This window comes from Seonamhaeicola sp. NFXS20 (assembly GCF_049132085.1).
Classification (GTDB): Bacteria; Bacteroidota; Bacteroidia; order Flavobacteriales; family Flavobacteriaceae; genus Seonamhaeicola.
Window position 1 is genome coordinate 177,751 of record NZ_JAFMPU010000004.1, and the last position, 25,108, is coordinate 202,858.

General features: G+C 32.8%; 21 protein-coding genes. 18 read left to right on the top strand and 3 right to left on the bottom strand.

Annotated features, from left to right (window positions below; all coding sequences use genetic code 11):
- Positions 1-4 precede the first annotated feature (4 nt).
- Positions 5-796: a gluconate 5-dehydrogenase gene (locus tag J1D01_RS08315; RefSeq protein ID WP_372936443.1), complete on the top strand. Its 792-nt coding sequence runs from the start codon at positions 5-7 to the stop codon at positions 794-796.
- Positions 797-813: 17 nt separating this feature from the next.
- A complete protein-coding gene (locus J1D01_RS08320) occupies positions 814-1,989 on the top strand; it encodes a DUF4861 family protein (RefSeq protein ID WP_372936441.1) in 1,176 nt (391 codons plus the stop codon).
- 165 nt (positions 1,990-2,154) lie between these two features.
- Here J1D01_RS08320 and J1D01_RS08325 read toward each other — a convergent pair whose 3' ends face one another.
- Positions 2,155-3,387: a glycoside hydrolase family 88 protein gene (locus tag J1D01_RS08325; protein ID WP_421150500.1), complete on the bottom strand. Its 1,233-nt coding sequence runs from the start codon at positions 3,385-3,387 to the stop codon at positions 2,155-2,157.
- A gap of 544 nt (positions 3,388-3,931) precedes the next feature.
- Here J1D01_RS08325 and J1D01_RS08330 point away from each other — a divergent pair.
- The 12 genes from J1D01_RS08330 (at position 3,932) to J1D01_RS08385 (ending at position 16,402) form a co-directional block, all read left to right on the top strand.
- Entirely contained in the window at positions 3,932-7,150 is a 3,219-nt protein-coding gene (locus J1D01_RS08330) for a SusC/RagA family TonB-linked outer membrane protein (RefSeq protein WP_421150501.1), read from the top strand.
- A 33-nt stretch (positions 7,151-7,183) separates the two neighbouring features.
- Positions 7,184-8,971: a RagB/SusD family nutrient uptake outer membrane protein gene (locus J1D01_RS08335; protein ID WP_421150502.1), complete on the top strand. Its 1,788-nt coding sequence runs from the start codon at positions 7,184-7,186 to the stop codon at positions 8,969-8,971.
- A 210-nt stretch (positions 8,972-9,181) separates the two neighbouring features.
- Positions 9,182-10,138 carry a c-type heme family protein gene (locus tag J1D01_RS08340; RefSeq protein ID WP_421150503.1) on the top strand — a complete coding sequence of 319 codons (957 nt, stop codon included), beginning with the start codon at positions 9,182-9,184 and terminating at the stop codon, positions 10,136-10,138.
- A gap of 13 nt (positions 10,139-10,151) precedes the next feature.
- Positions 10,152-10,448 (top strand): thioredoxin, encoded by a 297-nt coding sequence (gene trxA / locus J1D01_RS08345; RefSeq protein WP_372936431.1) that lies wholly within the window; start codon positions 10,152-10,154, stop codon positions 10,446-10,448.
- A gap of 148 nt (positions 10,449-10,596) precedes the next feature.
- On the top strand, positions 10,597-10,725 hold the full coding sequence (locus J1D01_RS08350) for a hypothetical protein (protein ID WP_421150504.1): 129 nt from the start codon (positions 10,597-10,599) through the stop codon (positions 10,723-10,725).
- A 3-nt stretch (positions 10,726-10,728) separates the two neighbouring features.
- On the top strand, positions 10,729-11,319 hold the full coding sequence (locus J1D01_RS08355; protein ID WP_421150562.1) for a peroxiredoxin: 591 nt from the start codon (positions 10,729-10,731) through the stop codon (positions 11,317-11,319).
- Positions 11,320-11,438: 119 nt separating this feature from the next.
- On the top strand, positions 11,439-11,876 hold the full coding sequence (locus J1D01_RS08360; RefSeq protein ID WP_421150505.1) for an OsmC family protein: 438 nt from the start codon (positions 11,439-11,441) through the stop codon (positions 11,874-11,876).
- Positions 11,877-11,973: 97 nt separating this feature from the next.
- Complete coding sequence (locus tag J1D01_RS08365; RefSeq protein WP_421150506.1) at positions 11,974-13,308, top strand: cytochrome ubiquinol oxidase subunit I; 1,335 nt, start codon at positions 11,974-11,976, stop codon at positions 13,306-13,308.
- Positions 13,309-13,310: 2 nt separating this feature from the next.
- Positions 13,311-14,387: a cytochrome d ubiquinol oxidase subunit II gene (cydB, locus tag J1D01_RS08370; protein WP_421150507.1), complete on the top strand. Its 1,077-nt coding sequence runs from the start codon at positions 13,311-13,313 to the stop codon at positions 14,385-14,387.
- Positions 14,388-14,405: 18 nt separating this feature from the next.
- A complete protein-coding gene (locus J1D01_RS08375) occupies positions 14,406-14,705 on the top strand; it encodes a hypothetical protein (RefSeq protein WP_372936421.1) in 300 nt (99 codons plus the stop codon).
- Between the two features lie 83 nt (positions 14,706-14,788).
- A complete protein-coding gene (locus tag J1D01_RS08380; protein WP_421150508.1) occupies positions 14,789-16,246 on the top strand; it encodes an NAD(P)/FAD-dependent oxidoreductase in 1,458 nt (485 codons plus the stop codon).
- 21 nt (positions 16,247-16,267) lie between these two features.
- Positions 16,268-16,402: a hypothetical protein gene (locus J1D01_RS08385; RefSeq protein ID WP_256371294.1), complete on the top strand. Its 135-nt coding sequence runs from the start codon at positions 16,268-16,270 to the stop codon at positions 16,400-16,402.
- Positions 16,403-16,572: 170 nt separating this feature from the next.
- Here the strand turns inward: J1D01_RS08385 and aldA are convergent, their stop codons facing one another.
- Both aldA and J1D01_RS08395 read right to left on the bottom strand, forming a co-directional pair.
- Positions 16,573-18,012 (bottom strand): aldehyde dehydrogenase, encoded by a 1,440-nt coding sequence (aldA, locus tag J1D01_RS08390; RefSeq protein WP_372937763.1) that lies wholly within the window; start codon positions 18,010-18,012, stop codon positions 16,573-16,575.
- 224 nt (positions 18,013-18,236) lie between these two features.
- Positions 18,237-19,139 carry an AraC family transcriptional regulator gene (locus J1D01_RS08395; protein WP_372937764.1) on the bottom strand — a complete coding sequence of 301 codons (903 nt, stop codon included), beginning with the start codon at positions 19,137-19,139 and terminating at the stop codon, positions 18,237-18,239.
- Positions 19,140-19,247: 108 nt separating this feature from the next.
- On the opposite strand from J1D01_RS08395, the gene rhaD reads away from it, so the two are divergent.
- The 4 genes from rhaD to J1D01_RS08415 all read left to right on the top strand — a co-directional run bounded on the left by rhaD (position 19,248) and on the right by J1D01_RS08415 (position 24,965).
- Positions 19,248-20,051 carry a rhamnulose-1-phosphate aldolase gene (rhaD, locus tag J1D01_RS08400; protein ID WP_372937765.1) on the top strand — a complete coding sequence of 268 codons (804 nt, stop codon included), beginning with the start codon at positions 19,248-19,250 and terminating at the stop codon, positions 20,049-20,051.
- A gap of 24 nt (positions 20,052-20,075) precedes the next feature.
- Entirely contained in the window at positions 20,076-21,860 is a 1,785-nt protein-coding gene (locus J1D01_RS08405) for an L-fucose isomerase (RefSeq protein WP_372937766.1), read from the top strand.
- 103 nt (positions 21,861-21,963) lie between these two features.
- Positions 21,964-23,280: an FGGY family carbohydrate kinase gene (locus J1D01_RS08410; protein WP_421150509.1), complete on the top strand. Its 1,317-nt coding sequence runs from the start codon at positions 21,964-21,966 to the stop codon at positions 23,278-23,280.
- 353 nt (positions 23,281-23,633) lie between these two features.
- On the top strand, positions 23,634-24,965 hold the full coding sequence (locus J1D01_RS08415; protein ID WP_421150510.1) for a tyrosine-type recombinase/integrase: 1,332 nt from the start codon (positions 23,634-23,636) through the stop codon (positions 24,963-24,965).
- Positions 24,966-25,108: the final 143 nt, after the last annotated feature.

Consider the following 25,108-nt stretch of genomic DNA (forward strand, 5'->3'; position numbering starts at 1 on the left):
TATTATGTCACAAAACTTATTTGATTTAAAAGGAAAAGTTGCCTTAATTACCGGAGCTGTTCACGGATTAGGAATGGCAATGGCAAAAGGATTAGGAAATGCTGGAGCAACCATTGTTGTTAATAATTATTCTGAAGATAAACTTCAAAGTGCTGTAGAAGAATATAAAGCTTGCGGACTTGACGCCCATGGTTTTGTATTTGATGTTACCGATGAAAAAGCAGTCATTGAAGCTGTTGAGAAAATTGAAAAAGAAATAGGCCCTATTGATATCCTTATTAACAACGCAGGTATTATAAAAAGAACGCCTTTAGTTGAAATGGAGGTTGAAGATTTTAATGCTGTAATTCAAGTAGATTTAGTAGCTCCTTTTATTGTTTCTAAAGCAGTTGTAAAAGGAATGATTGAAAGAGGCGGCGGAAAAATTATAAACATCTGCTCAATGATGAGTGAACTTGGTAGAAATACCGTTGGAGCTTATGCTGCTGCCAAAGGAGGCTTAAAAATGCTTACTCAAAATATGGCTACAGAATGGGCAAAATACAATATTCAAGCTAATGGTATTGGCCCAGGTTACTTTGCTACAAGCCAAACAGCACCAATTAGAGTAGACGGACATCCGTTTAACGATTTCATTATTAACAGAACACCTGCAGCACGCTGGGGAGACCCAAGCGATTTAGAAGGAGCTGCAGTATTTTTAAGTTCAAAGGCCAGTGATTTTGTTAACGGTCAGGTAATTTATGTAGATGGTGGTATTTTAGCAACCATTGGAAAACCTTCAAACGAAGATTAATTAAAAATCAATACATTATGAATAAAACCCTATGGATAGTATGCCTTGTGTGTGCTGCTATATTTTCTTCTTGTAACCAAAAAGAAAATTTAAAATCTATTGTAATTAAAAACACCTTAGATTTTGAAAGAACTTCTGAAACTGTTGAGCTAACAAAGTCATTTTTAAAGGTTGAAGACCTAAACACAATTGGCATTAAAGATGCTGAAAGTGGTAAGTTACAAGTTACTCAAACTGTAGATAATGATGGCGATGGTATTATGGATGAAATATTATTTCAACCTGTAATTGCTGCTAATTCTGAAAAAACTTTTAACATAGTAACAATTACAGAAGCCGAAAAACCAAAAGCCGATACGCTTTGTTATTCTAGGTTTGTACCAGAACGTACAGATGATTATACGTGGGAAAACAACAAAGTAGCTTTTCGTGTTTATGGCCCTGTAGCCCAAAAAATGGTTGAAGATGGTACACCAGGAGGCACACTATCTAGCGGGGTTGACGCATGGTTAAAAAAGGTAGAATACCCTATTATTAACAATTGGTATAAGAAAAACACAGAAAAACCAGGCGCCTACCATGAACCTTCACCTGAAGGTTTAGATAATTTCCATGTAGGAATTAGTAGAGGTGTTGGTGGTATTGCCGTAAAGCAAGATACTACTTATTATTTCTCTAAAAATTATACTAAGTGGCGCACCATTACTACAGGTCCTATTCGTACTAGTTTTTATTTAGAATACGAATCCTGGGATGCTGGCGGAAAAACCATTAAAGAATCTAAAGTTATTAGTTTAGATTTGGGTAACAATCTATCTAAGTTTACTACTCATATTGAAGGCACTGATACTATTTCGGCTGGATTAACTTTACACGAAAAAGACGGTGATGTAACAGGTAATACTGAACGCGGTTGGGTAAGCTATTGGGAACCTCATTTCGATTCTGAAATAGGATTAGCCATTGTTGCACCAGAACATACCTTTATAGATTTTGAAACTTATGATACCAATGCAAAAGACTTAAGCAATGCGTATGCTCATTTAAAAGTTAATAATAACAAGGTTGTATACTATGCTGGTTTTGCTTGGAAAGAAGCTAATCAATATACAACACCTACTGAGTGGGAAAACTACTTAAATACGTTCTCTAAGCAAATAAACAATCCTTTACAGGTTAGTTTAAATGAGTAAATTTTAAGTAATAAATTTAATAAACTAAAAAAATCCGAGATTGAAATTATTCTTTCTCGGATTTTTTGTTAATAATAATTTTTAACCAAACAAATTGGCAAACAAAAACTCGTAATAAATAAATTATACTACGAGCTTTTTTAACTAATTCTAAACTAATCTATTTTAATTTTTAGCAACTGTTGTTGTTGCTCCTTTTTCCTCTAGCTTTTTTAATCTTAACAACGCTTCCATATAATAATAATCGGCATAAACAATAGGCACATCAATTTCAGAGTTTTTAGGATAATGTCCTGTAGAATGCAACAATAATGCATCATTTGTATCTCCACTTAAATACTTAGGAGAACTTAAGGTTTCTACCAACTTTTTGGCAGCATTAAAATACTTAGCTTTTAAAGCATCATCTTCAACTACATTAACTAATTCAAACAACCCACAAGCTACCACAGCAGCAGCCGAAGCATCTTTTGGCGCATCTGGAATTTTTGGATCATCAAAATCCCAATAAGGAATACCATCTTCTGGCAACCTATCTAAAAAATGATTTGCTAATTTTTCAGAGGTTTCTAAAAATGCTTTATTACCAGTTTCTCTGTAAGCCATAGCAAACCCGTAAACACCCCATCCTTGGCCTCTTGCCCACATAGACTCATGCGCATAACCTTGATGTGTATATCCTCGTAAAAACTCGCCAGTTTCTTCATCAAAAGAACCTACATGATAAACGGCATTATCCTTACGTACAATATGGTTCATAGTTTTTTCAGCATGACTCACAGCAATATCGTATAATCCTTTATTACTTCCATTTTTAGCAGCCCAAAAAAGAAGCTCTAAGTTCATCATATTATCTATAATAGTATTGTACTTAAATTTATGTTTTTGACTTGGCCATGACAAAATAGTACCCACTTTTGGGCTATACAATGTAGCCAATGTATCTGCTGCAGATAGCAAGACCTCTTTATACGCTTCATTACCAGTTAACCTATAACCATTACCATAACTACAGTAAACCATAAAACCAATATCATGATTGTCTGCTGGTGAATAAGCTATTGTTTTAAGTGGTTCTGTAAATCTTTCAGCTTGCTCTTTTAATTCAGTATCATTTGAAGCTTCATAAGCATACCATAAAACTCCAGGCCAAAATCCGCTACACCAATCTCTAACACCTACAAAATCCCACTTAGTTTTATTGGTTTTAATGTTTCTTGGAAAACTATCTGCAACAGTCAATGCTTTTGCAACCTCTTTTACTTTGGTAACATTAGATTGTAAAACTTTTTCTGACTGAAATTCGGACACCTCCTTTACAGAAACTTCTTTTTTAGTTGAATTACAAGCTAACATTAAAAATAATGCAGCAATTAACGAAGGTTTTACTATACTCATTGTTTTTTTATTATGTTTTTTAATATTAATTGAACGGAATTAATATTTTTTTAATAATTCCACAAAATATGTTTAATAAATTCAATACAATTTTATGAATTAAACCCTATACAAGTATTAAATTATAATTCAAATACTATAAACTATAGCTCATTTGTAGTTTTATTAGCCTTTTTCTTTGCTTATATTGAATCAACACAAACATTATACAGATTACTTTTTAAACTTTTACCGTACTAAAATCGAGTTTTTAAAAGAAGTGTTTAATGTAATAGTCAATCAACTTTTTTATATAAATAAACCATATTTTTTGTAACATCTCTCAATTTTAGTCATTTACCAAAACCACAACAAAACACAAAACAAGCACCCTATTCATAAATAATAATGTGAAAAATTATAAATGAGTAATAGTTTAAAGCATTTGAATAATAATTTATCAAAAACCAACTTCTTAATTTTTAATATTGAATTGAGTTTTAATGATTATCTATTTTGCATAACTCAAATTAACTTAATGATTAATTTTATAAACTAAGAATTTATGACTAAACTTAGACATTATCAGTTCAGACTGAGAAATTCCATAAGTCTATTATGGATTTTAGCATTTGTGCTTTCTGCTTTACCAACAGATGCAAATGCTGTTAACACAACATTAAAATCTGATGCTATACAAACCAATACTATCACAGGAACCGTTATTAGCGCAGATGACAATATGGGGATTCCTGGAGTGAATGTTCTTGTAAAAGGAACATCTACTGGTGCTGTTACAGACTTTGATGGAAATTATTCTATTAATGCTCCTGTAGGTGCTACATTGGTGTTTTCTTATATTGGTTTTGTTACTCAAGAAATCGTTGTAGGTAACCAAACAACAATTAATGTAACTCTAAAATCAGATCTTGCTCAGCTAGATGAAGTTGTAATAGTAGGTTATGGTACTGCAAAAAAGGAAACTTTAACAGGTTCTGTTGAACAAGTTAAATCAGAAGTCTTTGAAGATATAGCAACAGGAAGTCCTGCCTTAGCGCTACAAGGTAGAACTCCTGGTTTAGTAGTTACTCGTACATCTTCAAGACCAGGGAATGAGGATCTAAACTTTTCTGTTAGAGGGGTTTCTTCTGTGAATGGTATAGACCCTCTTATAGTTATTGATGGTATCCCAGCCATAAACACTACCTCTTTTACAGATATGAATCCAAATGACATTGAAAGTATTAGTGTACTAAAAGGCGGTTCTGCTTCAGTTTACGGTTCACGTGCCGCTGGTGGTGTCATTTTGGTGACTACTAAAAAAGGAAAAGGTGACATTAAAGTTGATGTTAGTACTATTATGCGCATGGGAACTATAGGTATTCGCCCTCCATCTCCAACTATGGAACAGTATGGACAATTATATCTTGAAGCCGTAGATGCTGATTTGGTTGCTGGTAAAGCTCCTCGTTATTTCTTTTGGGATAATTACGAAACCTTAGAAAGAATTGCAGCCGGAGAAGAAGGCTATTATGATCTACCTATAAACGGAAGAGTATGGATAGCCGAAGGAAATAGATTTGATGAAATGTTTGGTAATTCTTACTCTAATCAACACAATTTTAGTTTATCTGGTGGCAATGATAAAAGTAATTTCCGTATTTCTGCAGGTTATGATGAAAATGTGGGTGGTTTAAAAATAGCTGATGACTCTTCAAAAAGGTATAATTTTTCATTAAATTATAATGTTAATATTTCTGATAGATTAAGCTTAAACACCAATGTCTCTTATTTCCACAGACATATTTCAGGACCTACAGGAGGTTTAGGAAGCGATGCCGCAACCTATGATGCGCCTTTGTTCCCTTCTTATAACCAATATGGACAGTATTATTCTGTTTTCGGAGGTGTAAATATTGCTGGTAGAAGAAACGCCGTAGCACAGGTCATCGATGGAGGTCGTACTAATGAAATCGATGAACAGTTTAAAATAGCTGCCCTATTAGATTATAAAATAACTGACCATTTAAATATTACAGCCTCATATGCCATAAGCAAACAAAACAGCGAAGATCAAGCATACACATTGTCTGTCCCCTTATATGATTGGGATGGTAACCTCGCCACCACAATAACCGATCAAAGTAACACTTATATAGAGGAAGAAACCGGTAATATTGTCTATAAAAACTATAAAACCACTTTAAATTACAATAACTCTTTCGGAGATCATAATGTTTCTGGGTTATTAGCCATAGAAGCTGAAAAAAACGAAAACAATGGACTTTACGCCAAAAGAACCAATTTTGTAGACTATGGTGTCTATGATTTAAATTTAGGTTCAACCGATGGAAATATCACAACAAAAGGTGGTGGTAGTACCTGGGGTGCTTTTGGGTATATTGGACGTATCAACTATGATTACAAAAGCAAGTATTTATTAGAAATCCAAGGTAGAAGAGACGGATCATCAAAATTTGCAGATGGACAAAAATGGTCCAATTACTTTAGTGCATCTGGTGGTTGGGTTATAAGTTCAGAAAAATTTCTTGAAGATAACAAAATCATTTCCTTCTTAAAATTAAGGGGTGGTTATGGAGAATTAGGTAGTACATCTGGTTTCGGTAACTTTGGCTACTTATCCACAGTTAGCTTTGGAACTACGGTTTTTGGTCAAACCAATGCAGGGCAACAAGTAACAACCAGAGCCAGCAGCTTGTTTAGTGACACAACAACTTGGGAGCGTATTATAACTAAAGAAATTGGTGTAGATTTTAGGTTATTAGATAATCATATATTCGGTTCTATAGATTTATATAAAAAAGATAATAAAGACATGTTGGTTAGCCTAGTATACCCCGATTTACTTGGAACCGGAGCTCCTGTTACCAATTCAGGCACCTTAGAAACCAAAGGATGGGAAATTCAATTAGGTTGGAGAGGAAAAGTTGGAGATTTAGATGTTAGCGTGAGTGCTAATATGAGTGATTCTAGAAATAAAATTATAAAATACGATGGCGCAGAGTCTATACAAGCTGGTTTAAATGATGTAGATGATGATGAAAATATTTTAGGAAAACCTATTAACTCCTATTATTTATACGAAACAGATGGTTACTTCCAAACACAAGAAGAAGTAGATGAATATTATGCACTTTATGGAGGTAAAGACAACAGTATTCTATATGATCAAGACAATGCTGCTGGTTTAGTTCCTGGAGACACTAGAATTGTAGATTCCAATGGAGACGGTGTTATTAATACGGACGACCTAACCTATCATGGCGATAGCGCACCTCATTATACCTATGGATTCAATATGGATTTAAAGTATAAAAATTGGGATTTCAACGCTTTTTTCCAAGGTGTTCTAGATCAAAATATTCTTAGAACTGGATACTTCTCAGCTCCTTTTCAGCAAATATGGCAAAATCAAGCAACTACTTGGCTAGGTACCACATGGACACCCGATAATCCGAATGCACCATACCCTAGATCTACTACACAAAGAAATGTAACATCATGGAATTATGTTAATAAAGATTTTATGTTGCAAAACAACAGGTACATCAGGTTAAAATCACTTATCCTAGGTTATAATTTTAAAGGTCTAAAAATTGGAGGTACAGATATCGATAATCTAAGGCTGTATTTTTCTGGAAATGATTTATTTGAATTTACAAGTATTAAGGATGGGTATGATCCTGAAGCTGGTGCTGGTACAAATAACGCTACATATCCATTTATGAGAACATGGGCTTTGGGTCTAAAAGTATCACTATAAGATATATAAATTTTTAAATTAAAAAATATACAGATGAAAAAAATAATATATACAATATTACCATGTATTATGGTATTCTTCACCTCTTGTGAAGATGAATTTATAGACTTAACACCCCCTTCTTCCATCACAGATGATGTTTATTATACTGAAGCTGATCACTTTTTAACAGGTTCCAATAGATTCTATCCCTACTTGATGGGGTGGGATGATCAACCGATATTTTCAGATCATGGCTCCGATTTAGTTGGTTATGAAGAAGGAAGTGATATGCAGGAATATGCAAGGGGAGAAATTATAGCCCCCGTAGATGATGATTATTATACAGATACTTATGAATATCTGCGAGACATAAACCTTTTATTGGAACGTGCAGAGGATTATGACGGAGAGGAAAGCATCGTGGAATATGTAGCAGCTACTAAAATGCATAGAGCTTGGCAGTATTTCTTTTTAGTACAGCGTTTTGGCGGCGTACCCTTAATAACACACTCTTTAGATGTAGATTCTGAAGAGTTATATGGTCCACGAAATAGTAGATATGAAGTTGTTGCCCAAATTTTAGCTGATTTGGATGATGCCATTGCAGGATTACCTTATGAAGCCAACATTGGTAGTGAAGACAAAGGTAAATTTAGCAAGGAAGCTGCTATGGCTTTTAAAGCAGAAGTTTTATTACATGAAGCTACTTGGATGAAATATGTAGGAACTACAACAGATGGTGATGGCATCAGTAACGGTGCTGGTAGCGCTGGCTATGACGCCTCTAACATTACACCTTATCTAGAAGAAGTAGTTTCCCTTACAAAATCAGTGATGAATTCCAGCTCTTTTGAGTTATGGAACTATAATGATGTTTTGGATGATCTAAGTTCCAATTTCTTGTTTAATTTAGAAGATAGTGGATCAAACCCTGCTGGATTAGACAAGTCAACCAATAAAGAGTTTATTTTATACGGTAAATACGATTTCACATACAGACAAGCAGGTACTTTAGTAAGCCATGTTTACGAAGGAAGATTGAAGCCTAGTAGAAAAATGATAGATTTATTCTTATGCACCGATGGATTACCTATAGACCAATCTACCGAATTCAAAGGCTATACAAATACACCAGATGAGTTCGAAAATAGGGATTTTAGAATGCGGGCGTATTTTACCTATCACCAAACCCTTGGCGAAATCCCACAGAATGGGGATGTGCTATTGAATGGAGGTACTAATTATGGCTACTTTAATTCAAAGTTCATGAGCTGGAACTGGGGAACAACCGATGCTTATAGAGCAACAAAGACCGAATCTTATGATATTCCTTTAATACGTTTAGCAGAAGTATATTTAATGTATGCTGAAGCTTTATATGAATTAAACGGAAGTCTTACTGATACCGAAATGGACGAATCTATAAATTTAATCAAAGCCAGAGCCGGTTTACCACCTATTTCCAATGCTTTTTTAGCCGAACACAACATGGATATTCAAACGGAAATAAGAAGGGAGCGAGCCATAGAACTTTACGCTGAAGGCGCTTCTAGATTTGCCGACCTTAAACGTTGGGGAATTGCCGAGGATGAACTTGGAGAAGCAGTTTATGGAGCCGTTATTGAAGGTACTATTTATGAAGATAATGACGCCTTATACTCCCCTGAATCATATAATTATACTCCCGAAACAACGGTTGTAGGAAATGGAGAAAGCAGAGAATGTTTGGTTATTCAACCAGCTTCTATCCGTAATTTTTCAAGATCTAACTATTTATTCCCACTTCCTACATCACAAATAAATTTAAACAATAATCTGTTACAAAACCCAGGATACTAACAATGGTTAATATAATTTATTTAAGAACAATTTAGTTTTAGTTAAATTAGTTTTAACAGCCGCAGATAAACTGCGGCTGTTTTTTTTATATATTAAAATATGTAACCTAGGTCACTCTACTTTAGTTACTATTATTTTAATTTTAAAAATTATTACCTTATTAAACACTAATTGTTATGAATATCATAATTCAAAAAACATTGATTTTAAATGAATAAATTATTTGCAATACTCTTATTTACAGGATTGATTTTTAGTTGCAATAACTCAAAAAAAGAGAAACTATCTGCTTTTGATATTCAAAATAAAACTAATAATCATCCTGGAAAAAAACTCATGGAAACCAATTGCTATTTATGTCATAGCCCCACAGCTAGTAACCAAGATAGAATTGGCCCACCTATGATTGCAATTAAAGAACATTATAAGGTTAATAATATTTCTAAGGAAGATTTTATAACATCTATTCAAGATTGGATAAAAAATCCTAATTCAAAAAATGCAAAAATGCCTAATGAAGTAAAACGTTTTGGAGTAATGCCTAAACAATACTATCCAGAAAAAACCATAGCACAAATTGCCGAATATTTGTATGATTTTGAAATAGAACAACCTAATTGGTATAAAAGCAGCAATAAAAATAATACGCCAAAACAGCCAACAACAGCCAATTTTAAAAACTTACCATATGCCGATAGAGGATTAAAATATGCACTTACTACCAAAGCTGTTTTAGGCAAAAACTTAATGGGTACCATACAAAAAAAAGGAACTATTGAAGCACTATCCTTTTGTAACGAAAGAGCCTACCCCTTAACAGACAGTATGGCAATAGTACATAAAGCCAATATAAAACGAGTTTCTGACAAACCCAGAAATCCTAACAATAAAGCAAATTTAGAAGAATTAAATTACATTAATACTTTTAAACAAGTAATTTCAAAAGGAGATGAACCTCAACCCATTGTTAAAGAAACAGAAAATAATGCACATGTATATTATCCTATTATTACAAACAACATGTGTTTACAGTGCCACGGCAAACCTAATAAAACTATAGAAAAAGCTACCTTAAACAAAATCAACACTTTATACCCAAATGATAAAGCCGTTGGGTATAATATTAATGAGGTAAGAGGTATTTGGAGTATTTCTTTTGAAAAATAAAATCAAGTCAGGTATGAGCAAATTTTCAGAAATAATAAATCAAGACAAACCTGTTTTAGTAGATTTTTTTGCAGAATGGTGTGGTCCATGTAAAATGATGAGTCCTATTTTAAAACAAGTCAAAGATGGTTTAGGAGACCGTGTTTCCATCATTAAAATAGATGTTGATAAAAACCAAACCTTAGCCGCCAAATATCAAGTTAGAGGAGTGCCAACACTCATATTGTTTAAAAATGGACAACAAGTGTGGAGGCAATCTGGGGTGCTTCAAAAAAATGATATTGTAAACGTAATCACTTCTTATTTTTGATAACTTCATTAAAACACTTAAAAAGTAATTCAATATAGAATTTCAACATAAATTTCTTTTAAAAAACACCTTTACGGTAACTCATGTTACATTGAGAATTACTATTAACAACTACATTTACAATAAATTAATTTAATAGTAATATATCATGAATAATTCAGAAACAACAAAAGAAACCGGGTTTTCAATGCCTAAAATTGGCGACAAAGCACCAGAATTTAAAGCAGTAACTACCCAAGGAGAAATTAACTTCCCTTCAGACTACAAAGGCGAATGAGCTATCTTATTTAGTCACCCTGCCGATTTTACACCAGTTTGTACTTCAGAGTTTATGACCTTTGCTCATCTTGAAGATAAATTCAAAAAAGCCAATTGCAAATTAGTTGGATTATCTGTTGATGGATTATATAGCCATATTGCTTGGTTAAGAACCATAAAAGACAAAATTAAATTCAACGGCATGGAAAATATTGAGGTTAAATTCCCTTTAATTGAAGACATTACAATGGAAGTTGCCAAAAAATATGGTATGATTCAACCAGGAGAACACAAAACACAAGCGGTGAGAGCTGTGTTTTTCATTGACCCAGAAAGCACCGTTAGAGCCATTATTTACTACCCCTTAAGTTTAGGACGTAATTTTGACGAAATATATAGAGCACTAATTGCTATGCAAACTTCAGATAAATTTAATGTAGCTACCCCTGCCGATTGGGAACCTGGAAAAGATGTTATAATCTCTCCTGCCGGCTCATGTGGTGTTGCTGAAGAACGAATGGAAAGTACAGACGATTTAAAATGTGAAGACTGGTTTTTCTGCACTAAAAAACTAGATAAAGATTTGGTTTTAGGAGAAGTTTTAAAAAATTAAAAAACTCTCATAATTTAATTTTTCAAGAGGCTGTTATTTTTAACAGCCTCTTCTGTAATATTTGTTACAAGCAACCTCAATAAAAGACAATAATTTTGCTTCATCCAAAAAACAATATTATGGCTACAGAACATTACTACCAAGTAAATGTAAATTGGAACAAAAATCGAAATGGCATTCTTACATCCAATAATCTAAACGAAAAAATAACCATTGCAACGCCTCCAGAATTCCCTAAAGGCGAAGCCAATATTTGGTCTCCAGAGCATTACTTTGTTGCTGCAATAAACGGCTGTTTAATGACCACCTTTTTAGCTGTAGCTGAAAATTTTAAACTTGATTTTATTGATTTTGAATCAGATGCAGTAGGTAAGTTAGAAATGATAGATAGAAAGTTTGTAATGAGTGAAGTTATTTTAAACCCCGTAGTAACAATTTCTAATGAAAGCCAAAAAGCACTGGCTATTAAAGTTCTAGAAAAATCTGAAAAAGCCTGCTTAATAACAAACTCTGTTAAATCTAAAATTAAAATGAATATTACTATAAAATTAGTATAAAAACTAGTATTTAAAATAGTCTATAAATACTAAATCATGTATTTTTATATACAATAAACTCAACAAACAATTTACAAAAAACTAAAAAGGTTTTTTTATGGAAGATATGCTCTTTTATGATAGAATGCAATTTGCTTTTACTATCACTTTTCACTACTTATTTCCGCAATTAACCATGGGATTATCTTTAATGATAGTCTATTTTAAATGGAAATTTTTACAATCTAAGGTTGAAAAGTATAATGATGCGGCAAAATTTTGGATGAAAATTTTTGCACTTAATTTTGCTATGGGTGTTGTAACAGGCATCCCAATGGAGTTTCAATTTGGCACAAATTGGGCTAAATTTTCAGAGTTAACAGGAGGTGTAATAGGACAAACATTAGCAATGGAAGGTATGTTTTCTTTCTTTTTAGAATCATCCTTTTTAGGACTCTTTTTATTTGGCGAAAAATTATTAGGGCATAAGCTTCATTTTATTACAGGCTTTTTAGTCTTTTTAGGTTCATGGGCCAGTGGTTATCTAATTATTGCTACCCATTCATGGATGCAATACCCTGTTGGTTATGAAATAGTTGAAAACGGAAAGTTTGTTCTAAACAATTTTGGAGCACTCTTTTCAAACCCTTGGTTACTACCTGCTTATTTACATAATCAGTTTGCCTCTATCATCACATCAGCTTTTGTAGTTGCCGCCATTGGCGCTTTTTATATTTTAAATAATAAACACAGTGAATTTGGAAAGTTGTTTGTAAAAACTGGGGTTATTTTTGGTTTAATATCTAGCGTACTTGTTGCTTTTCCTACCGGAGATTGGGCTGCTAAAAATGTAGCAAAACACCAACCCGTAACCTTTGCTGCTATGGAAGGTATTTTTGAAACGGAAGACGGAGGCTCTGAAATTGTTCTTATTGGTCAACCTAACATGCTAGAAAAAAAACTCGACAACAAAATTGCTGTTCCTAATATTTTAAGCTTCTTAACCTATCAAGATTGGAATGCAGAAATTAAAGGTTTAAATGAATTTAATGAAAAAAATTACCCTACAAATATTCCTGGTTTATATTATTCATATCACATAATGGTAGGCTTAGGAACCATTTTTATTGGTTTAATGCTTTTAGCTGCAATTCAACTTTACAGAAAAAAACTTTACAAAACTAAATGGATTTTATGGGCACTAATGTTTATGTTGCCATTTCCTTATATAGCCAACACAACAGGCTGGTACACCGCAGAATTAGGCAGACAGCCTTGGCTAGTTTATAATTTACTGCGCACAACCGAAGGCGCTTCTCCAACAGTCTCCTCTGGTAATACATTATTTACCCTACTTGGCTTTATAGGCTTATACTTACTTTTAGGATTACTGTTTTTAATGTTAGCAGGAAAAATAATTAACAAAGGCCCACAACTAAATCAACAACACTAATTATGGAATTATTTTGGTATATCGTTTTAATGACCATGCTAGCCATTTATGTAATTTTAGATGGTTACGATTTTGGCGCAGGCATTATTCATTTATTTTTTGCGAAAAAAGAAAAAGATAAAAAGGCCATTACAAATGCTATAGGCCCTTTTTGGGATGCTAACGAAGTATGGCTGATTGCTGCTGGAGGCGTCTTGTTTTTTGCATTCCCTACGTTATATGCTTCCTCTTTTAGCGGTTTTTATTTACCTCTAATCATGATTTTGTGGTTACTCCTTTTTAGAGCTATTGGTTTAGAATTAAGAGGACAAATACACAACAAAATGTGGGCAAGCATTTGGGATAAAGCTTTCGGAATTTCTAGCTTATTACTTGCTTTATTTTTTGGTATTGCTTTAGGTAATGTTGTTAGAGGTGTTAATTTAGGTAATGTTGTAAATGGTGTTTCTACACAAGAGGCTCATTATTTCTTTTTACCATTGTGGAACCCTACATTTAGTCCGCAAACCGAACAACTAGGCATCATAGACTGGTTTACACTTTTATTAGGAATTATTGGCGTTATTGCACTAACCATACATGGTGCTAATTGGATTATTTTTAAAACAAACTCAGGCCTAAACGAAAAACTTAAGAAAGTAGTTTTCACTCTTAGTTTTGTTCTATTAGTATTAGTTATTATTTCTCTTTTCATTTGGCATATTATAGAACCAAAACCATTCCATAATTTTTTTAAATACCCTTGGCTATGGGTTTTTCCAATCATTACATTTACCGGTTTATTTGGGTTATTTAAAGTAAAATCATTTAAAAAACACGGAAAAGGATTCTTATTTTCTTCTTTGTTTTTATTTGGAGGGTTAACATCTACGGTAGCATCAATTTTTCCTAAAGTTTTACCATCAACAAATAATGTTAATCCAGATTTAACATTATACAATGTTGCTGCAGATGACTACGGATTATCTGTTGGTATTTCTTGGTTTGTTATTGCTGTTATTTTAGTAATTGCATATTTCACCATTCAATACCGTGTTTTTAAAGGTAAGATGGATGATGTTGGCTACGGAGAACATTAATTAAAAACTCACCAAATTATGACAGGCACTTTAATTTCTTTAATAAGTGTTTTTGTAGGTATTATTGGGGCGAATTTAACAGGGCATTTCAAAAAGAAATATTCTTTTGGCCTTACAGGAAATACTTTAGTTGGCGTATTTGGTAGCATTTTGCTTGTTAAAACTTTTGGTAGATTAGGTTTTGATCCTTGGTCAATTATGAACAACGGAGATTTTAATGGTTTACGATTAACTATTAATATCATGATGTCTGCTTTAGGAGGTATATTAGGACTTATTGCTGTAAAAAAAGTTTACTTTAAAATGAATAAAAAATAGCTCTAAATAAAGGCCTTTTCTTGTGTAACCTAAGTTACCATTAACTATAAAAAAGCTAAGTACCTTTAATAAAAATTAAGGTCATGGCTAAAATTGTCATTCTAGGGGCAGGTATTTCAGGACATGTAGCTGCTACACATTTACGTAGAAAACTACCAAAAAAACACGAAGTTATTGTTGTTTCTCCTAACAGTAATTACCAATGGATTCCATCAAATATTTGGGTGGGAGTCGGCAGAATGAAATCTAAAAAAATATTATTTCCGTTAGCACCACTGTACAAAAAAAAAGGTATTAATTACAAACAAGCCAAAGCTGTAACATTTCACCCAGAAGGTGATAAAAAAGAACAAAAACCGTATGTTGTAGCCGAGTATGTTACTGGCGAAAAAAAAGGACAACAAGAAAAAGTAACATATGATTACCTAATTAATGCCACAGGACCAAAACTTAATTTTGAAGCCACAGAAGGCTTAATACCTGGCGAAAATAAAACTTATTCAGTTTGCACATACACACATGCCAATCATGCTTGGGAAGGATTAAGTTCTTTAATTGAAAGTATGAAAAAAGGTAAAAAAGCCAAAATATTAATTGGTACAGGGCATGCAAAATCTACATGCCAAGGAGCTGCTTTTGAATATATTTTAAACGTAGAAAAAGAATTGAAACGTCATAAAGTACGTGATATGGCTGAAATTACTTGGATTTCTAACGAGTACAGCCTTGGTGATTTTGGAATGGATGGTATGTTAATGAGCTATGGTGATATGATTATGAAATCTAGCGAGCTAGTAGAAATGATTTTTGAAGATAGAGACATAAAATGGATTTTAGGAGCAGGAGTAAATAAAATTGAAGATGGTATAGCTTATTATGAAAATTTAGAAGGCGAACATAAAGTAGAAACTTTTGATTTTGCCATGTTAATTCCAGCATTTTCAGGACATGGTTTTAAAGCCTATGATAAAAACAATCAAGATATTACTAATAAGCTTTTTAGGGGTTTCATGATTGTAGATGCAGATTACACCCCTAAACCTTATGAAGAATGGACCATTCAAGATTGGCCTGAAACCTATCAAAACCCTAGTTATAAAAACATTTTTGCTCCAGGAATAGCATTTGCACCACCACACACCATTTCAAAGCCTAGAAAAAGTAAAAACGGAACAGATATTTTCCCTGCACCTCCTAGAACGGGTATGCCCTCTGGAATTACAGCTAAGTTAGTAGCCGATAATATAATTGATGCTATTAAAAAAGGTGACAAAACTTTACACCACAAAGGCTCTATGGGCAACATGGGAGCTGCTTGTATAGCTTCTGCTGGTTTTGGTTTTTGGAATGGTAGCGGGGTAAGTATTACAACCTACCCTATTGTACCAGATTTTGTAAAATATCCAGATAGTCATGGGCGCCATTTAGGAAAAACCTTTGGTTCTATTGGGCTAGCAGGTCATTGGCTTAAATTAATGCTACACCATGCCTTTTTATGGAAAGCAAAAATGAAACCTTTTTGGTGGCTAATTCCTGAGTAATAATATTAAATAGAAAAGAACATGAAAAGAATATCTCCTAGAATGCGGTTTAGAATGATGAATCCGGTACTTCAGTTTTTTAAATTTATAATTTTAAGTATTAAAATTATGGTTATTGTAGCTGGAGGACATGGTGGTACTAGAAAAGTAAACTGATGTAGTTATCAGTGTTTTTGGTTGGTTTTTAAAGGTATTTGTAATTAGTTACAAATACCTTTTTTTAATAAAATATTAATTGAAAGTTTAATTAAAAAGTAAAAAGCATACTCTATCATTTAATAAAGCATACTTTTAAAAAACTAAAACTAATGTTAACCCAATACTAACTACCTATATTGTGCGTATATCACTTTGGTTTGCAAATACTCTTCCATACCGTGTTTACCATCTGCTCCTCCTATTCCAGATTTTTTCCAACCTGCATGAAATCCTTGAATGGCTTCAAAATGTTCTCTATTTACGTAAGTTTCTCCAAACTCTAATTGATCGCAAGCATACATAATCTTGTTAAAATTCTCTGAGAATATTGATGAGGTTAAACCATATTCACAATCATTTGAAAGTGCTATAGCTTCATCTAAAGTACTAAACTTCATTACTGGTAAAACAGGACCAAAAACTTCTTCTTGAATAATTTGCATTTCCTGTTTCACATTAGTAAGTAATGTTGGTTGGTAAAAATATCCTTTATCAAATTGACTTGGTTTACCTCCTCCTAAAACAACCTCAGCACCTTCCTTTTTAGCAAACTCAACCATTTCTTCAACTTTATCTATTTGGTCTTTAGACACCAAACTACTCATGTCTGGATTATTGTTTGAAAAAGCATCGTCTACCTTAACATTTGCCATTTTCTTAGTTATTTTTTCCATAAACTGGTCATAAATAGCATCTTCAACATATACACGTTCTGCACAGTTACAAACTTGCCCGCTAAAAATAACTCTTGATGATACAACTGCTTCAACCGCTAAATCTAAATTAGCATCGGCACAAACAATGGCAGGTGCTTTACCTCCTAACTCTAAAGACACTTTTGTAATATTTTCTGCTGCAGCTTCCATAATTTTTTGACCTGCACCTACACTACCCGTTAAACTAATAATACCAGTTATAGGACTTTTAGAAAGCGCATTACCAACAATACTACCTTTACCACAAACAAAGTTTAACACACCAACAGGCACATTAATAGCTTCTATAAGTTTAGCAAACTCCATAACAGTATTTGGTGCTACTGAGCTAGGATTGATAATACAAGTGTTACCCGTTACTAAAGATGGTGCAATTTTTCTAGCCATTACAAAGAATGGAAAGTTCCATGGCAATATTCCTACTGCAACACCAATAGGTGCTTTATGTAAAAATATATGTTCTTTTTTTCTATCACTTTGAATAATTTCTCCTTCAATTCTTCTTGCCCACGCAGCATTGTAATCAAAATAATCTGCTGTAACGTCTATTTCAACTTGAGCTAAACCAAGAACTTTTGCTTGTTCTTTAGCTAAAGTTTCTGCTAAAAACACTCTATTCTCTCTAATTACATCTGCCATTTTATGCAAGTAACTTGCGCGTTCTATAGCTGTTAATGATTTCCAATTATGTTGTGCAGCTTTGGCAGCTTCTAAAGACAAGTTAGCATCTTCAACAGATCCTTTTGGAATAAGAGATATAACTTCTTCTGTACATGGGTTTAAAACTTCAATGGTTTCCGTAGAGGTAGATTTTACGAATTTACCATTAATGTATTGATTAAATTCTTTCATAATTACTGTGTATTTAGTTTAGTAAACAACAAATTACTTTTTAACAGCAACCTTAAATAAGTACTTCTCTTAATTTAAATTTACTGTGTGGCATAAAAAGCATTGTACAAATATTAAAATTAAAAACGAGGTTATATTTATCCATAATAAACTTGTTTATGTAAAAAATAAACATGATTATATTTTACATAATCTAAATCTGTTTTAAAAAACCAGAAAATTTTCTAGGAAGTATATTTTCCAGATTTATAAAGCGCAGGTGAAATACCAGTTACCGACTTAAAAACCCGAGAAAAATGAAACCTATCTGAAAAACCTAATTTAAAAGCAAGCCCCTCAATAGACTCATTGGTGTGTTCAAAAAGCTCACATGCTTTTGCTACTTTTCTATTTTGAATAAAATTGTGCAACGTTATATTCATTTCCTCTTTAAATAACCTTGCAAAAGAGTTAGGAGCCATATTAACAATAGCTGCTAATTGTGCGTTACTTAATTTTTGAGTAATGTTTGCTTCTATAAACCTATGCACCGTTAACACACGGTTATCAATGTTTATAGTTTTCCAAAGTTCAGGTCCTATATTAGAAACGGCTTCTTTTATAAAGGCTTGTAACTTTAAATTAAAAGTCATTTTAAAATTTTGATTTTCAATCTTTAACCTTTCAGTTAAATAAATTAACCGGTCTTTAAGATGTTCTGTAAGTTCTACTTTAAAAATCCCCGGAAACACATTATCAAATGGAGCTCCTAAATTAAAATGTGTAAAAAAATGAATCAAATAATTATTCTTGTAATAGGTTTCGTTGTGCTTTTCAGTTAAGTTTTCCCCAGAAACATGAATACCTGTATCGTAAATATGATGTTTTTTATAGCGCGTTGAAAACGATGTAAAAGGAGATATTATATATAAATGGTTTGAATCCATTTCATAAACTTCATCTTGCAAAGTTAGCGTTCCTCCTTCATTTTTATTCCAATACACCCTCCAAAAAGGAAAAACCATATCATGGCAATCCCACAAATCTAAATACCAATATCTGCAGCATAAAACCTTTAAATTAAAATCTATGAAGTTTTGATTTTTTGATGAAGGATCTCCTAATTCTATATTCTTTACAAATTCCACCTAAAAAAACACATGTTTAAATTATACACAAATATACGAATTTTAAATATAGCTTTTTCAGGGTTCTAAAACTAAATTTGTAATCAAACACAATAAAAATCTTTTAGCATGAGCGATATAAAATTACCTCTTGAGGTACAGAAAGAACTAGACAAAATCTCAAGGGTTGCCGGCTATTTATGGCAAAGAGAATGGGCCGAAAGAAATGCAGGAAACATTTCTATGAATTTAACTTCTTTCTTTAATAAAGAAGATATTCTTGAAAAAACAAAAAACAAAACCTTTACACCTTTTGATTTTCCTAAGGGGACCGAGGGCTATGTATTATTTATAACCGGTACGGGATGCTACTTAAGAAGTTTAGTAGATAAGATTGAAGAAGCTGCTTGTATTTTATACATTAATGAAGACGCTACTGGATACACCATTATTTGGGGAGGTAAAAGAGAAGGATTTGCACCTACATGTGAGCTAATTTCGCATTCAAGTATTCATCTGTTTAATGCTAAAAATAATCCAACACATTTAGCCATTTTACACACGCACCCACTTGAATTAATTGTGATGAGTCATCATCCATTATTTAATGACGAAGAAGAGCTAAACAGACAAATTTGGATGATGTGCCCAGAAGTACGTGTGTTTGTTCCTAAAGGTATTCACTGCACACCATATGCACTTTCTAGTACAGAAGCACTAGCAAAAGTAACTATAGAGGCCTTTAAAACCCGAAATGTATCACTTTGGGAAAAACACGGTGCTACAGCTACAGGAGAAGATGTAGAAAAAGCTTGGGACTACCTAGACGTAGCAAACAAAGGCGCTAAATTACTATTAATGTGTTGGGCATCAGGATTTAAACCAGCAGGCTTATCTAATGAGCAATTAAAAGAATTAGAACAATTTACATAAACCACTAAACTTAAAACAAATACAATGAACAGACTTATAGGTAGATTACCCAAAATAGGCATTCGCCCCGTAATTGACGGACGTGAACTTGGTGTAAGAGAGTCATTGGAAGACCAATGCATGGATATGGCAAAAGCCGCCGCAAATTTAATTGAAAGCAATTTACGTTTTCCTAGTGGAGAAAAAGTAGAATGCGTTATTGCAGACACTACTATTGGAGGTGTAGCCGATGCTGCTGCATGTGCCGATAAATTTAAAAAAGAAGGCGTAGAAGTTTCAATAACTGTAACCCCTTGTTGGTGTTATGGTACAGAAGTTATGGACACAGACCCTCTAATCCCAAAAGCCGTTTGGGGTTTTAATGGTACAGAAAGACCAGGAGCCGTTTATTTAGCTGCTGCTCTAGCAGGATATTCTCAAAAGGGGTTACCCGCATTTGGTATCTACGGAAAAGAAGTGCAAGATGCAGGAGACACCAGTATCCCAGATGATGTAGCCGAAAAATTATTACGCTTTTCTAGAGCAGCATTAGCCGTTGCACAAATGAAAGGAAAATCATACTTATCAATTGGATACAGTTCTATGGGTATTGCGGGTTCTATGGTTGATGTTAATTTTTTACAAGACTATTTTGGAATTAGAGCTGAATTTGTTGAGTCTGTTGAATTATTACGAAGAATGGATGAAGGTATCTATGATAAAGATGAATATGAAAAGGCTTTAGCATGGACCAAAGAAAACTGTAAAGAAGGTAAAGACCATAACAGTCCAGAAGCTCAAAAATCTGCCGAAGTAAAAGAAAAAGAATGGGAAAAAGTTGTTAAAATGACACTTATTTGTCGTGATTTAATGATTGGAAACCCTAAACTAAAAGAACTAGGTTTTGGAGAAGAATCAAAAGGTAGAAATGCTATTATGGGCGGTTTTCAAGGTCAACGCCAATGGACAGACTACCAACCAAACGCAGATTTTACAGAATCTATATTAAACTCATCTTTTGATTGGAATGGTATTCGTGAAGCCTTTGTTTTTGCAACCGAAAATGATTGCTTAAATGCCGTTTCAATGCTATTTGGACATCTTTTAACCAATACAGCTCAAATGTTCTCTGATGTAAGAACTTATTGGAGTCCAGAATCTGTAGAACGTGTTACAGGAAAAAAATTAACAGGCATTGCTAAAGATGGTATTATCCATTTAATCAATTCTGGCTCTACTACTCTAGATGCTACTGGGCAACAATCAGACAAAGACGGAAATCCTGTAATGAAACCTTTTTGGGACATTACAGAAGAAGAAGTTCAAAAATGTTTAGACAATACAAAATGGCCACCTGCTATTGGTGAATATTTTAGAGGTGGTGGATTTTCATCACAGTTTAAAACAAAAGGCACTATGCCTTTAACCATGTGCAGAATAAACCTAGTTAAAGGTATTGGTCCGGTATTACAAATTGTTGAAGGATGGAGTGTTGAGTTACCAGAAGATATACATCAAGTATTAAATGAAAGAACAGATCCTACTTGGCCTACAACTTGGTTTGTACCAAGAACTACAGGTAAAGGTTTCTTCAAAGATGTGTACACTGTAATGGCTAAATGGGGTGCTAATCACGGAGCTATTTCTCACGGTCATATTGGTGCCGATTTAATTTCATTAGCATCAATTTTAAGAATCCCTGTAAATATGCACAATATTTCAGATGATGATGTTTTCCGTCCAAGTGCATGGTCTGCTTTTGGAGAAAACTTAGAATCTGCAGATTACAGAGCCTGTAATAATTACGGGCCATTATATGGATTTAAATAAAATCTAGTTTAAAAAAAGCAAATATTAAACACCTCCCCCAATTATAAATTTTAAAAATAATTTGGGGGAGTTTACTCCTCATTCTAAACTTAAAACCAACAAAATGAAAAAGGTTATAGCTGTTTTTGATATTGGAAAAACCAACAAAAAAATATTTTTATTTGATAAAGATTTTAATGTTGTTTACTCAAATTCTATTCGCTTTAAAGAATGTGTTGATGACGATAATTATCCCTGTGATGATATTAATGCTATTGAGAATTGGATACAATCTGAAGTTAAAACCATTCAAGAAAAAGGTGAATTTTTAATTAAAGCTATTAATTTTTCTACTCATGGAGCTACTTTGGTTTACTTAGATAAAGACGGAAAAAGAATTACCCCGCTTTACAACTATTTAAAACCTCTAGATATTGATTTTAACCCACTTTATAACGCTAATGGTGGCGTAGAAGAATTTTCAAGAAAAACAGCTTCACCTGCATATGGCATGCTTAATTCTGGGCTTCAAATGTATTGGTTAAAACACTCTAAACCTCACTATTGGTCTAAAGTAAATACCATTTTACACTACCCCCAATACCTAAGTTATCTTTTTTCAAACACAATTACTTCAGACTTTACCTCGGTTGGTGCCCACACAGCCATTTGGGATTTTGACAACATGAAATACCACAAATGGTTAGAAAAAGAAAATATAAAACTACCAGAACCTAAACCTGGTAAAAATGCCATATTAGCAACTGTAAATGGGCAAGAAATTGCTATAGGCAAAGGTTTGCATGATAGTTCTTCTTCTATTATTCCATTACTAGAAAACAACAGAAATTCTAATAAAGAATTTATTTTGTTATCTACAGGAACATGGATTATTTGCATGAATCCTTTTAGTAAAGAAACCTTAACTAACAAACAGCTAAAGAACGATTGCCTATGTTTTATGACGCCAGATAAAAAGCAAATTAAATCATCAATGCAATTTTTGGGGCGTGTACACGAAGTCAACGCCATAGCTATTAGCAAACATTTTGATGTTGACAAAGAACAATACATGAATTTAGAATTGAATAAGCAATTATGCTTAAATATTTTCCATAAAGCTCAAAATGACTTTTTTACAAATAAAATACCTGAAGATTTTAAAGGAAATCTAGATCATCTTACTCATTACTTTAGTTATGAAGTTGCATACTATCAATTAATATATGAAATAACTCACCGTGTTTATAAAGGCATTCAAAATATTTTAGACACAGACAATAAACTTGAAGACATCTATATTTCGGGTGGTTTTAATAAAAATGATATTTTTGTTGAGTTTCTGAAATTAATGATGCCAGAGCAAAACATTAAGTTTCCGCAAGAAAAAAACGCAAGCGCTTTAGGTGCTGCTATGCTAATGAAAAACTATTTAAATTAGGCCTAAAAATGATTTAGGTTTTATTAAATTTTAAAAAACTCTTTTTATTAGATAGCTTTTTAAGAATTTGTAGAAGCCATCAATTATTTTGTGTTTACAACAAAGAAAAGACCCAACTACAAAATGTAGTTGGGTCTTTTTTAGTAGCGGGAACTGGACTCGAACCAGTGACCTTCGGGTTATGAGCTTTATTATCTTAATAACCAAAACACGCTAAACCCCAATAAAATTGAGGTTTTTTAGTACTTTAAAATTAGTTTGATGTTAAATAACATTAATTAAATGCAATATATTCTGTACCTATTCTGTACCCATTTAATAATATTCATTAACTTTACAAAGATGAGAGAATTATGGCTAGTATAAAAATAGTAAGACGAAAAAACAAACAGCGCAAGGATGGCACAGCTCCTTTAGCTCTAAGAATAAGCAAAGATTACAAAACTAATTATTGTTTTATAGGACAGTACGTACTAGAAAAAGATTGGAATGCCGATGCTGGTAGAGTAAAAAAATCGCATCCTAATTCGAAAAAGCTTAATAATTTTTTACTCAAAAAAATTACTGAAGCAAATGATTTGTCATTTGAAAAAAACGACACTACTTCAAGTAAACTATTAAAAAAGAAACTTCAAGGCTCACAAACTAGAAATTCCTTCTATAAAATTGCTGCCCTCAGAATTGAAATGAAGTTTAAAAGAGGCGTGTTTTCAGTAGCAAAATCTGAACTGTCTATACTATACAATTTAGAAGAGTTTATGAATCTAGATGAAACTCTACCTATTGAAGTTGCAAAAAAAGATATTAAACAAAGGCGTAAAGAACGCGTATCTAAAGGACGTAAATCTGAATATCATTGGACAGACGCAATCACATATTTCAAGAAAAATAACACACTCTATTTTGAAGATATAAATAAATCCTTCATCGAAAAATATAAGACATTCTGTGGATTGTATTTAAAGCATAAGACAAGAACTAAAACAAATCAATTAATCTTTATTAGAACACTATTTAACTCTGCTATTAATGATGGAATTATAGATAAAAAATTCTACCCTTTTGGTGGCGAAAAAGAAAAAATTAAGATTAGATCAGGTAATAAAATAGGATTATCATCATTAGAAATCCAAAAAATAGAAAGTTTAGAAACAGAAAAAGATTCTTCCATATTTCATACTCAAAATTTATGGCTATTCACTTTCTATTTTGCTGGAATTAGAATCTCTGATGCTATAAAGTTAAAATGGTCAGATTTTAAAGATGGTCGTTTATTCTATGTCATGAACAAAAATGAAAAGCCATTAAGTCTTAAAGTTTCAGAAAAAGCTAAAGCAATATTAGACTATTACAAAAAGGGAAAAGACGAAAACAATGGCTTTGTATTCCCTTTTCTTAAAAATGTAAATGAATCTGATCCAGAAGATATTTTCAGAAAAACAAGAAACGCCACCAAGTTACTGAACAAATATTTAAAGCGAATTGCTGGAATTTGTGAAATAGACAAAAATCTCTCAAATCACATCGCTCGCCATAGTTTTGGAAATATTGCAGGAAATAAGATTCATCCTAGAATGCTTCAAAAACTATACAGACATAGTGACCTAAAAACGACTTTGATTTATCAAGCCAACTTTATACATGAAGAAGCTGATGATGCTTTGGAAAAAGTGATTAATTTCTAAATTATTTTAAAAGTTCTTCAGAATAATAAAAATTTGCTGGTAATCCACCAGTATGCCAAAAAAGGATAGTGGCGTTTTTCTCTATCTTATTATTTTAAGATGATCTAACATTCCGTAAAACGCTCTACCGGAATAAACAGGAT